This window comes from Thermodesulfobacteriota bacterium (assembly GCA_034189135.1).
In the GTDB taxonomy this organism is placed as follows: Bacteria; Desulfobacterota; Desulfobacteria; order Desulfobacterales; family JAUWMJ01; genus JAUWMJ01.
Genome location: JAXHVO010000044.1, coordinates 1 through 12,184, shown reverse-complemented (window position 1 = coordinate 12,184; position 12,184 = coordinate 1). Strand labels below are relative to the sequence as shown.

Here is a 12,184-nt window from a genome sequence, read left to right as displayed (position 1 = left end):
TTACAGTATTTGAAAATACAGGATAACAGGCCGGTATTAATCAAAATGTTCACTGGTAGCGGCAGGTGCTTAACCGGTTCAATGTCCTAAATGATCCGGTTAATCTGATTGATCCGTTTGGGTTAGAATTCTCTGATATTCTTCCTGGGATTAAAAAGGCAATTGTGGAAGGTACTAAAGGGAGTGCGTATGCAGTTGGTGAAGCGGCAAAAGCAACTGCTGACATTGCAGTGAATGGCCATCCTTTTGCACAAACAGCATTAGGTGTAGCTGGTGCTAGTATAGCAGCCCCTTTGGCAGGAGCTGCTGCTATATCTGCTGGACCTTCGGCGCTGTCAACTGCATATATTGCTGCACCATATTCTGGAGCAATCGTTGATTTTACATATGGATTTTTCGTTGAAACTGGCCCTCCAAAAGGCTGGGGATATTTAAGCAGTGGTGCTTTAACCATTTACGATGAAATCAAGAGAATTTTATCGGAACAGAGCACATCACCATGTGAGAACTAAATTATGAATAGGATATTTTACATCTTGATGGGTGCCGTATGGGGGTTGCTTGGGGTTTTGATAATCATAAATCCATCTTTCTATAGTTCATATTTAAATCGTGAAATCGACTTTACAGGCATTAAATGGCCATTTGGTGGAGGCCTTGTTATTTTAGGGGCTTTTTTTATTTGGTCCTCTCTCCGGAAAAAGACAATTGAGGCAGACAAGAAAGCAAAGGATGACAAAAAAGTGTTGATGTGTCCAAAATGCATAAAGCCTTTTTACAAGAAAGACCTTAAGGACTTGAAATGTCCTGACTGTCAAGCACCGTTAGAAGAATTATCAGGTTTTTATGAACGACATCCAGAATTAAAAGATAAGGGAGTTCAGCCGGAACATTTATAAATTAGAAACTACCATAAACATATGGCAGTTGTGGCGTTGTCGTTACTGCCTTTTTTCTTAATGGATATGTGCTAAATGATCCGGTTAATCTGATTGATCCACTGGGACTTCTTAATATATTGATTGGGGGTGGTGCGAGCGTTGTTGGAGTTGCTGGTGTCGAAGGTAGCGGTGGCCTTGTAATAAATCCTGGATTGGGTGACAGTAAAGCTGACATAGGAGTGTTCGGTTCTGTAGGTGGAGGAATAGGTCTTAATTTGTCAGCGGATAGATTCATTGGCTTTGTCAAAGGTGGTATCGAAAATGTTTCAGGTACAACTATTAATGCTAATGTTATTATCGGGCTTATAAGTTTTACTGCTATGTTTAATATTGATACCGGAGAATTTATGGGATTTACGGTGGGACTTGGTCCGTCTGCAACTTCCATTGCGGGTTCTATTACCGGGAGCTTTACAGGTACTTATACTTTGAGAGATTTACTCGAAGATTTAAGAGATCCAAATTATGCTTCGAATCAATGCAAATAATTTACTATGTATACACTAAGAAAAAAATATAGAATAGCAATAATTAGTTGGATAATCAGTGGAGTATCCTTAGGGTTGGGAGCACTATATTTAACAGAGAATTTTTTAGTGCTTTTAATTATTATAGCAGTGATTATCGGTGGGTATTGCTTATCTTTAAAATGTCCAAATTGCGGTAAAGCCGTCTTACATAATCCAGTCAATCTACTTGGTATAGAATTCCATATGTGGACAGCCAGGCTCCCTAAGAATTGCACAAAATGTGGCGAAAAGATTGAATAAGGCATACAGTCGGAAGGCGGTTGAAGGTTCTTTCTTTAATCGCCTTTTTCCTTTTTAGGGGCGTAGGAGTGCGGGACGGAGTGCGGGACGTTCCTTGACATATTGATATCTCGATTTGCTTTTGTAAATGTGGCCAGAAGATTCTTGCGTGGCTAAGTAAAAGCTTTTTAAACACAAGGCAGTAGCGATCAAAGCGCTACTGCCTTGTGTTTTTAATTTTGGTAAAATTGATTCCATCCGTACCACTGCCCCAGAAAAGCTGTTTACCTACGACGATGCCGGCAACATGACCAAAGGTTATACACCGGATGGATATGAATTCACCGCCAGCTATGACGCAGAAAACCGCTTGGCTTCTATTGAATATACCGACAGCCAAAGCACGGTTCATAAAGCCGAATATATTTACAGCGGTTACGGTTTTCTGACCCGGATCAAAAAGTACGAAAACAGTACTCCAACCGGAGATATCCGCCTGATCCGTTCAGGGTATCTGGCGATCCAGGGACGGGATGCAAACAACCAGGTGGTCAGGGAGTATACCTGGGGTAAGAATATGGGCGGCGGCATTGGCGGCTTGCTAAGTATGACGCAATCTGGTAGTCTATACAACTATCTGTATGACGGCAGAGGAAACGTCAGCGCTCTTTTAAATGACAGCCAGCAGGTGGCAGCATCCTATCGGTATGATGCCTTCGGCAATCTCATGGCCAAAACCGGAACCCTGGATCAGCCCTTTATGTTTTCTACCAAGCGGTATGATGCGGGAACGGGCTTGCCCTATTACGGCTATCGTTTCTATAATCCTGCCATCGGAAAGTGGCTGACACGTGATCCGCTGGGTGAAGCAGGCGGGATCAATCTGTATGGTTTCGTCCTAAATGATCCGGTTAATTTTATAGACCCATACGGGTTGGAAGTAGCGCCAGAACCAGGAAATGCATTTTTCACACCCAATACAGTCCTGCACTACAGTCATGCAGAGGTGGGTTGGACCATACTATTTGCTGATTATTCTAAAAAAGTAACTAGCCCAGAAATGGATATCGCTGTATCAGAGACATTGGCCGGTGCGGGTATACAATTCGTTTTTCTATCTACCGAGGAAGAATGGGGTGAATGCCCAGTTGGTGATGCTTCAATCGTTTTTGGTCTCGGTCGATATTTGGGTATTAGCCACCAACCAAAAACTGGAAAAACGAGTATTAATGTTGGTATTGGCTTTGGTCCACCAGTTAATGTGACCTATCCAATTGATACTGTCGATGTAACAAAATGATATAAAGCATTAAAAAAATACAACCTGAAGGGTGATCAAAATGGACTTTCTATCAGCTCTAACCTTATTGTTTCCAATTGGCATTTTTGCTATCGGTTGTTTTCTCATTTATTCAGCATTTTCTGGGAAAGGAATTACAGAACCTGATCAAAATGCTTTTTTTCAACTTCATGCACAATATAAATTGCGAGGACTAATAGGGGTTGGCTTTGTGATTGGCAGTGTATTATTTTTTATCGAAATTATTAGGGAGGTTTTTTAAAGAATAGAATTGGGTCGCGGGATGTTACTTGATATGTTGATATCTCGATTTAATCTTGTTAAGGAACCAAATTGGAATTTACGCAATTAAATAACTAAAATGGGGTCAGGTCTGCTGTTGACCCATTAGGCGGAGAATCAGAACATCCGTAAATAAGTAAAAAACCATCATAAACAAAAGGCAGTAGCGGTTTTAGTGTTACTGCCTTTTGTTTTAACCGCCTTAAAATATCCTTGATAACAATCAATTATGTTGTATAAAAGATGTAAAAAAGCACTAAGAAATACGGATACGGTTTTTTAAAAATCGTTGAAAAACAGCTCTTTTACAGTATTTGAAAAATAGGAATAATTGGCTGATATTTAACAGGATGATCGATAGTAGCGGCAGGTGCTCAACCGGTTCAATGTCCTAAATGATCCGGTTAATGCAGTTGATCCGATGGGGTTAGAAGTTCTTGATCCTGGAATGATACAAAACTTCGTACCAAGAGTTAACCCTCAAGAAGCCAATGACGTAATCTCATCATTCGGATTGGGTGCATTAGGTCTGGGGATAAGCGTAGGTGGCTTGGGCGTTTGTATTGCTGGGTATCTAGAAATCGGTACGATTTCCAGTGGTAATATTGCTGGCTGGTTAGGACCTCATCTTATTGCAGATGGACAAATAATGATAGGTATTGGAGGGACTATTATGTGGAAAGCTGGGAAAGATCTTATTGATAAATATAATAAATATAAAGATCCATGTCCATAAACTGACAGGAGCAAATAAAGTGAATCAAGAAGATAATAAAATCAGGTTACCCTTTATAATCATTGATGATCCAATAGCGGGGAGGGGTGCATATCTAATTGTTGAGGGATTATGGATTCTTTACATAATAATTATAGCAGCAACGCTTATCTTATTTATAAAATATAATATAAAACATGATATGGATATATTTCTTATGATTATGCTACCTTTCTTCTTACTGTCAATAATAGGAATAATTATCTATTCGCTAATTCTTCTGATTAAAAATTATTTCTATGAAGTTATATTAGTTAAAAAGAATAGAATAATGCTATGTTCGAAAATAAGCAAAAGGGAAAGGGCTTTTAATATTGAGAAAACTGAAAATATATTATGCGAAATAGAACACGGTAATCATGCAACCGTTTACTTGGTTGAAAACAACGATTCGCATATTTTGATAGAAAAATTTTCGACTATTTACGGAATAAACAAAATCAAGATATTTATTAAAGAGCTATCAAATCTAACTAAAATTCCGTACTCAATTAAAAATTTATAATGAAATCCTTCGGGACTTCCGTTTCTATGTACCGATCATAGACAAATGCTTGACACGGGATCGCATAGGTGAAGCAGGCGGGATCAATCTGTATGGGTTTGTGCTAAATGATCCGGTTAATGCGGTTGACCCTTGGGGGTTGGAAATGTATCGACATGGCTATAACACCAAGTCACTTAGTCAACAATGGGGAGAGTTTACAAATATTGTTTCTGGTAAACTATCACCGGCAATTAACAAATGGGAAAATAATTTTAATAATTGTTTTGGGAAATATTTTTCTTCGCACCTTAAATTTGCAAATAATATCCAATCAGAAATAGATTCCTGGTATATTGATAATATGATTGAGAATTGGATTCTTTATCAAAGTACCGGCAACTTGGGGCTACTAATGATTGAGGGTGCAGTTTATACTATTGCATGGGATTTTGGTACAGTAGGAAACCAATTGAATTTGATGGGTTGGTATTTCATTGACATTGGTCATGCTTCATTGTGCGCAACTTTTAAATAAATATTATAGAGGCTGAAGTGGATAAAAAATATATAAAAGTATATATAATAAGTTTTTATAATATCTTATTGTCTTCTTTATTTCTTATCGGTTCATTTGTTTGGATTGTTTTTCCAAAAATTACGGGTATTGGAGAAGAAGTTTTTAAGTTATCATATTTTCTCTTCCTTTTATTTTATCTTTTTTACTTTTTTTCCGCACTATTGTATCTTGCTCACAAAAAAATAGGAAGAGTTAGTCTATTTCTCAGTAGCATCATTCAAGTGGCAAATGCAGTATTCTATATTTTCACAACTTATAAGACTACTTCAACTTTTCAATATACTGATATAATAATGATAATTTTTGGGCTATGGGGGATGTGGTTTTTAAGCAGAAGAGAGGCAATTGAATGGTTAAAGGCTGCTAAATAGGCTGACACCTCGACCGTGAAATAAAGAAGAGGAAATTGCGGTATTATCGTTATTGCCTTTTTCTTTAAATGGATATGTCCTAAATGATCCGGTTAATCTGATTGATCCTTTGGGGTTATGGGTTGCTTACCTTGGACCTGGTGCTTCAGCAGGTGCAGGAATTGGCACAGAAGGCGACTCAGTCAATTATATGAGTTTATCTGGTTATAAATATAGAGGCACACGGAGAGACGGAGGAATGGAAGAGGGTTTTGCTGGATCAGCGGGCGGTGGAAGGATGTTTGGGGGCATATTAGGGATAGGTCTTGAAGGAGGTATTTTGTTTGGAGATGTAGAAGATCTTTGTGGAAAAGGTACAGCCGTTGGTGTCACATTTTTAATATTTAACTTTGAAGCTACATTCAACGATATTGGCAATTCATGGACAGGATTTAATGTTGGATTATTTAAAAGTGTCGGTCTAGGTGTCTATTCAAAGGAAACTATAACGGGTCGCATACCAACAGCGAGGTACTAAATGAAAGGTTTGGAATGCCCTAATTGTACAAAAAGAGTGCTTAGATTATGGGAATTATTCACGTTGTTTTCACCCTTTTGGTTTTCAAGGACATGTCGGTCTTGTGGTACCAAAGTACAATTTGATTTTAATGTTATATTGCAGATTATGTTTTCTGTTATAATAGGAATTATTTTTCTAAGAATAATTAATATTGTGATTAATGTTGATTTTTTTCTGTTTAACGCTTTTTCCCTGGCTTTTTTTGCATATATCCCTTTCCTACTTGGCAAAAGACTTTTTAAAGAAAAAACAGTACAAAAGCTTGAATAAGGCAGTAGCAGTTTAAGCATTACTGCCTTTTTTTTGATGCAATAAAAATGACTTCATCCTTATTGGGGCGTAAATGTTGTAAAACTATGAGCAGGTAAGGACCTGGTAAGTGGCACCAAGGGGCTGGCGTGATTTGTGTCCCCGTGTAACGGGACAGGCTGGGCGACATATTGAAGCCTTATCGGACGGCATTTTACCGCAGCTATAATGGAAAAATTCTGTACGATAAAATTCCTTATGTATAAATGCATTTATCATGACAGGCAGGATGTTAAGATGGCAGCGGCTACCTTGTTATTTTATGGCATATGCCTTGTCGTGAGGGCCGAAAGTAAGAAATACTACTGTTTTATCCGGCAGGTTGTCACAAAAACAGTATTCACAATCGTTGATATTTTTGCACTCCTCACAGATAACAAAAATAATCCGAAAATTACGGTCAATACGGGCGCTGCGGCAACCGGTCAGATTCAGCCTGTTACTGATATCGCCGAGCGCCTCCGTATTCATGTACGGGTCTTCGAGAACTCTTTCGACCAGGCGGCGGATAGCTTTACGGATAGACGCATATCGGCGTAAATTGCGGACAAATAAATCCTCATAGACCGCTTGGTAATCACTCACCCCATACCTCATTATGTGAATAGAGTTTGATTTGACCGTTAAGTTTTCTCTGTCGTATCTCCTCCATATCCTTGTAAATGGGCATATCCGGGTTTAGATAGAATAAACCGGGTGCGTCCTTTATAACATTCGACAATTCTTCACGAATGATACGTCGTATCATCGGTTCGAGGTGTTTTGTAAGGTTTTCAATATTTATTGTTGTTTGCTGGTCGGTCATTGCTTTGCCTCCTTACTGCTGGACCGAATAGGTCTTTTTTGCTTTAGCATCTCTTAACAGGCTGTCGATGACATGGACAATCGTTTTTTTGTCTTCCTGTTAAATTCGAAATTCACGCTTGCGCTTCCAGGGTGTTAAAAACTTCTTTATTACTAGCCGATTTCGTATTCTCTTTTTCCTGAATGGCGCGAACTAATGCGATATCTTCCACAGCATCGACGATCAGATCATGAAAAATGTTCCTTTTCTATTCATCGCCTAAATAAATGCTTCTTTTAGAAGCTGTTTAAGTTTGCCGTCATGAATTAACGTTTGCACGGTATTTCCCTTCCAAATTAATGACCTGGTAATTGTTCGTTTTATCTACTTGCTAAATATAACATATTAATAAATTATTTCAAACAGCTTTTTAAAGATGATGTTGTAAACAAATGAATTGTCCGGTTGCGATAGCAAATGAATTGTGCGGTTTAGTTGGAATGGAATATAAAGAAGCAAGAAGATACAGGAGGTTTGCCGATGAGTATGTATTTCCATTCTGCAATTAGGTGGGTGCCGTTTACTCACCGCATTGCTCCGACTGGCCGTTCCTATCTCGGGATATAGCGCCCCATAAAGATCTTCTTTTTTATGCAAAATATGAGCTTATGACACCAATGTTAATATAATTCACTGTGTAGAGTCAATTTGAGCGGGTGAGAAAAGGCACTTCGTTTAAACTTCACATATTTTTTTAGACATGTTATAAGCCCGATAAACATACTGACTCCCAACTTCAGAAAACTTGAACCCAATGACTATGACCACAGGCACCATTTTCGACATTAAACGATATGCCATCCATGACGGCCCGGGAATTCGCACCACGATTTTTATGAAAGGGTGCCCTTTGTCCTGCCGGTGGTGTCATAATCCTGAAGGCGTTGATCCCGCACCCTTTTTGGTTTATAGAAAAGAAAGATGCATTCGTTGCGGAGCGTGTGTGGAAAACTGCCCTGAACAAGCGCTTTGTCTCGAAGCAGAGGGGGTGGTCGCTTCCGGCGTGCCATGCACCCACTGCTTCACCTGCACGGAAATCTGCACTGCTGAAGCCCGTGAAAAGGTCGGCAGACAATTGACGGCCGTGGAAGTGTTCAGCGAGATTCAAAAAGACATCCCTTTTTACGATACTTCTAAAGGGGGTGTCACCTTTTCCGGCGGGGAGCCTTTGATGCAGGGTGAATTTTTGATCGAAGTGCTAAAATTGTGCGGAAAAGAACACATACACAGAGCCGTGGACACCACCGGTTATGCAAAAACTGAAACCCTTATGTCGGTTGCCGAGCAAACCGACCTTTTTCTGTTTGACCTGAAAATGATGGATTCAGACAAACATGAAAAATACACCGGGGTATCCAATCGTATGATACTTGATAATCTGCGGCAACTGGCACAAAAAGAGATCGCTCTGGTCATACGGATACCGTTGATTCCGGGTGTCAATGATGATGTGGAAAACCTGGATCGAAGCGGAAACTTTTTGAATGGTTTACCTGGGGTAAACAAAGTCCATATTTTACCGTATCACGATTTTCAAAAAAGTAAGTATGCCCGGTTTAACTTGCAGCATGATACCGGGAGCATCAATCTGCCTACCCAAGACATGATTTTACATGCAAAAAAACGCCTGGAAAACTTCGGGCTTGAGGTGGTTATAGGAGGCTAAGCAAAATGAATGATAGAATCGAAAGGCTTCGAAAGCGGAGCTTTGAGGCGGTCCCCAGCATATCCATCGAACGTGCGCTTTTGGAGACTGAATTTTATCAGGCCCATTTGGGGAAATATTCCACACCGGTCATGCGGGCCATGTTTTTTAAATACCTGTGTGAAAAAAAGACGATTTACATCGGCGAAGACGAATTAATCGTAGGTGAACGGGGTCCTGCGCCCAAAGCGGTTCCCACCTTTCCGGAACTGAATTGCCACACTGCTGAAGATCTCAGAATCCTGAACAATCGGGATATGACCTCCTTTAAAATAGCTGAAACAGACATCAATATCTATGAAACTCAGGTGGTTCCCTACTGGAAGGGCAGAAGCATGCGGGACCGGGTATTTGACCAGGTTCCTGAGGCGTGGTCGGCGGCATACAACGCCGGTCTTTTTACCGAATTCATGGAACAGCGAGCACCAGGACACACCACCCTTGATGGTGTCATTTATAACAAAGGAATGCTCGATTTTAAGCAGGAGATTGCCCAAAGCCTAGCATCGCTAGACTATATTGAAGACCCGGAGGCGTCCGACAAGGCGGAAGCGTTAAAGGCCATGGGAATCGCCTGCGATGGTGCCATTATCTTTGCCGAAAGACACGCAGACCTGGCAGAAAAAATGGCACAAACCGAGCAAAATGAGATTCGAAAACAAGAACTGTTGAAAATCGGCAGGATCTGCCGAAAGGTGGCAACGCATGCCCCGGAGGATTTTTGGGAGGCATTGCAGATGTACTGGTTTGTCCATCTGGGCACCATTACCGAACTTAACGGTTGGGATGCCATGAACCCCGGGCATTTGGATCAGCACCTGACGCCGTTTTATGAAAAAGGGCTTGCCGACGGAACCCTTGACCGGGAGAAAGCCAAAGAACTGGTCAGCTGCTTCTGGATCAAGTTCAACAACCATCCGGCTCCGCCAAAGGTGGGGGTTACCGCCAAAGAAAGCGGGACCTATAATGACTTTACCAACATTAACCTCGGCGGAGTGAAACGGGACGGAACCGACGGGGTCAGCGAGGTATCCTATATCATTCTGGAGGTGATCGATGAATTGCACCTGCTGCAGCCGCAAGGCAACGTTCAGATCAGCGACAAGACCCCGGATCATTTTCTAAATGCGGCCTGCCGAGTGATACGCAAAGGATACGGATATCCTTCGGTGTTTAACACCGATGAGGTCATCATGGAACAACTCCGGGTCGGTAAGACGGTTGAGGATGCCCGTGAGGGAGGTTGCAGCGGGTGTATCGAAACCGGAGCGTTCGGCAAAGAAGCTTATATCCTCACCGGTTATCTGAATGTACCCAAGATCCTTGAACTGGCGCTTAATAACGGCGTGGATTCGATATCCGGTCAAAAAATCGCCCTGGAGACCGGTGATCCCAACGACTTCGAATCCTTTGATGATCTGTACGATGCTTTTGCAAGACAGCTGAACATGGTGGTCGAGTTGAAAAACCAGGTCAACAATTACATTGAACGAATGTTTGCATCTTATATGCCGGCACCCTTTCTATCCGTTGTCATTAGAGACTGTATCGTCAAAGGAAAAGATTATTATAATGGTGGCCCACGATACAACACCAACTACATCCAGTGTTGCGGCATTGGTACCATTTCCGACAGCCTTTCTGCCATAAAAACCCACGTGTTCGATCAGCGCACCATCACCATGGAGCAGTTGTTGGACGCAATGAGATGCAACTTCAAAGGTCACGAAGCTCTGCGTCTGCAGCTGCAGAACAAGACTCCATTTTTCGGCAATGATGATGACCGGGCGGATCATCTTATGCAGCGAGTGTATGACTCTCTGTTTCATGCCATCGACGGAAAACCCAATACCAAGGGAGGTTCATATCACCTCAACATGCTTTCCACCACCTGTCACATTTATTTCGGCAAAATGCTGGGGGCCACACCCAATGGCAGGCTGGCAGGAAAACCCATTTCCGACGGGACTTCGCCATCTCACGGTGCAGATCGTAACGGGCCGACAGCGGTTATTAAATCTCTGGGTAAAATGGACCAGATCAAAGCGGGAGGAACCTTGTTAAATCAGCGGTTTCTGCCGGATCTTCTTGCAACCAAAGAGGATATCCGCAAATTCGCCCAACTCATCCGAACCTATTTTAAACTGAACGGACATCACATCCAGTTCAACATAGTGGACACCCGGACACTCAAAAAAGCCCAGGCATCGCCGGATGACTACCGGGACTTGCTGGTGCGTGTGGCCGGATACAGTGATTATTTTGTGGACTTAGACGAGTATCACCAGCAGGAGATTATTGAAAGAACCGAGCATGGGTCTTTTTAACGATCAGTTATTTATCTTCTAAATAAAATGAAAAAAGGTTCAGTATATTCCACGGATACTTCCCTTGCAGGATTTTACGTTATTGGCGTGGTATCTACCATTGTGGGTATACTGGTAATCTTCCTGCTGAACATTGCCACCCCCCTTGAATTTGTGATCACCCAAATGCACGCATTAAAGCAGGCGGATGATATCCAATGGGCCAAACTGATTTTTTCCCGGCTCCTTATCTTCTGCCTGATTTCACTTATTGCCTGTATTCCATTTCTGGTGATTATGCGCAAGGTCCTTTCTCCCATATCCCGATGGCTGAAACAGATGCAACAGCAACAGCCCATATCACCCCAACTTGATTTTAAAGCCAGACGGCGCCTGATCAACCTGCCCTTTCTCATGGTTCCAGTAATCATTGTACTCTGGGGGATCATCCCCCTGTGTTTTTTCGGCGGGGCATTTGTATTCGGCATAATTGACTCAGGCACTGCCATTACCTTTGCATTGAGGTCGCTTATGGTGGGATTTATTTCTTCTGCCATCATATTTTTCGGGCTGGAATCCCATGCCAGAAAAACCCTGATCCCTGTTTTCTTCCCCAAAGGCGAGCTTACACAGGTCACTGGCACGGCAAAAATTTCCATTTCACGGCGAATCCGGGCATTTTATCGTATCGGAAGCCTGATTCCCCTTGCCAATATTGTGATGACGCTGTTCATCCTTTACTGGCAGGTGGATTCAAATGGAATCACGGCCAAGGCATATGGTCGCGGGGTGCTTATTTTTTCCATGGTGGTTTTTATTCTTTTTTTTATGGGCTCCGGCATATTGAACCGGCTCATCAGCCGGTCAATTTCAGATCCGCTGAACGAGATGCTGCTGACCCTGAAAGAAATACAAAAAGGTGACCTGGATACACAGGTAAATGTGATTTCCAATGACGAGGTGGGGATCCTGGGAGATG

Annotated in this window: 15 protein-coding genes; 13 read left to right on the top strand and 2 right to left on the bottom strand. The window is 41.8% G+C overall.

Annotated elements, in window-relative coordinates:
• Nucleotides 1–65 precede the first annotated feature (65 nt).
• The 10 genes from SWH54_06225 (at nucleotide 66) to SWH54_06180 (ending at nucleotide 5,999) form a co-directional block, all read left to right on the top strand.
• Entirely contained in the window at nucleotides 66–512 is a 447-nt protein-coding gene (locus SWH54_06225; protein ID MDY6790849.1) for a hypothetical protein, read from the top strand.
• A gap of 3 nt (nucleotides 513–515) precedes the next feature.
• Nucleotides 516–899: a hypothetical protein gene (locus SWH54_06220; protein ID MDY6790848.1), complete on the top strand. Its 384-nt coding sequence runs from the start codon at nucleotides 516–518 to the stop codon at nucleotides 897–899.
• A 68-nt stretch (nucleotides 900–967) separates the two neighbouring features.
• Complete coding sequence (locus SWH54_06215; GenBank protein MDY6790847.1) at nucleotides 968–1,429, top strand: hypothetical protein; 462 nt, start codon at nucleotides 968–970, stop codon at nucleotides 1,427–1,429.
• Between the two features lie 568 nt (nucleotides 1,430–1,997).
• On the top strand, nucleotides 1,998–2,990 hold the full coding sequence (locus tag SWH54_06210) for an RHS repeat-associated core domain-containing protein (protein ID MDY6790846.1): 993 nt from the start codon (nucleotides 1,998–2,000) through the stop codon (nucleotides 2,988–2,990).
• Nucleotides 2,991–3,030: 40 nt separating this feature from the next.
• Entirely contained in the window at nucleotides 3,031–3,252 is a 222-nt protein-coding gene (locus SWH54_06205; protein MDY6790845.1) for a hypothetical protein, read from the top strand.
• Between the two features lie 441 nt (nucleotides 3,253–3,693).
• Nucleotides 3,694–4,008 carry a hypothetical protein gene (locus SWH54_06200; protein ID MDY6790844.1) on the top strand — a complete coding sequence of 105 codons (315 nt, stop codon included), beginning with the start codon at nucleotides 3,694–3,696 and terminating at the stop codon, nucleotides 4,006–4,008.
• Nucleotides 4,009–4,027: 19 nt separating this feature from the next.
• Complete coding sequence (locus SWH54_06195) at nucleotides 4,028–4,552, top strand: hypothetical protein (GenBank protein MDY6790843.1); 525 nt, start codon at nucleotides 4,028–4,030, stop codon at nucleotides 4,550–4,552.
• Nucleotides 4,545–5,069: an RHS repeat-associated core domain-containing protein gene (locus SWH54_06190; GenBank protein MDY6790842.1), complete on the top strand. Its 525-nt coding sequence runs from the start codon at nucleotides 4,545–4,547 to the stop codon at nucleotides 5,067–5,069. Before SWH54_06195 ends, SWH54_06190 begins: the two co-directional genes overlap by 8 nt.
• A 17-nt stretch (nucleotides 5,070–5,086) precedes the next feature.
• The gene (locus SWH54_06185) at nucleotides 5,087–5,482 is read left to right on the top strand and encodes a hypothetical protein (protein ID MDY6790841.1); all 396 of its coding nucleotides are present in this window, start codon (nucleotides 5,087–5,089) and stop codon (nucleotides 5,480–5,482) included.
• 52 nt (nucleotides 5,483–5,534) lie between these two features.
• Nucleotides 5,535–5,999 (top strand): hypothetical protein, encoded by a 465-nt coding sequence (locus tag SWH54_06180; protein ID MDY6790840.1) that lies wholly within the window; start codon nucleotides 5,535–5,537, stop codon nucleotides 5,997–5,999.
• A 606-nt stretch (nucleotides 6,000–6,605) separates the two neighbouring features.
• Here the strand turns inward: SWH54_06180 and SWH54_06175 are convergent.
• Nucleotides 6,606–6,935: a hypothetical protein gene (locus tag SWH54_06175; protein ID MDY6790839.1), complete on the bottom strand. Its 330-nt coding sequence runs from the start codon at nucleotides 6,933–6,935 to the stop codon at nucleotides 6,606–6,608.
• Nucleotides 6,928–7,155: a hypothetical protein gene (locus SWH54_06170; GenBank protein MDY6790838.1), complete on the bottom strand. Its 228-nt coding sequence runs from the start codon at nucleotides 7,153–7,155 to the stop codon at nucleotides 6,928–6,930. The genes SWH54_06175 and SWH54_06170 overlap by 8 nt, the downstream gene beginning before the upstream one ends.
• Nucleotides 7,156–7,948: 793 nt before the next feature.
• Between SWH54_06170 and SWH54_06165 the strand changes: the two genes are divergently transcribed.
• From SWH54_06165 to SWH54_06155, 3 genes are all read left to right on the top strand, one after another.
• Entirely contained in the window at nucleotides 7,949–8,860 is a 912-nt protein-coding gene (locus tag SWH54_06165) for a glycyl-radical enzyme activating protein (protein ID MDY6790837.1), read from the top strand.
• A gap of 5 nt (nucleotides 8,861–8,865) precedes the next feature.
• On the top strand, nucleotides 8,866–11,226 hold the full coding sequence (gene hypD / locus SWH54_06160; GenBank protein ID MDY6790836.1) for a trans-4-hydroxy-L-proline dehydratase: 2,361 nt from the start codon (nucleotides 8,866–8,868) through the stop codon (nucleotides 11,224–11,226).
• A gap of 27 nt (nucleotides 11,227–11,253) precedes the next feature.
• Nucleotides 11,254–12,184, top strand: a 931-nt coding sequence (locus SWH54_06155) for a HAMP domain-containing protein (protein ID MDY6790835.1), incomplete at its 3' end; no start/stop codon positions are given.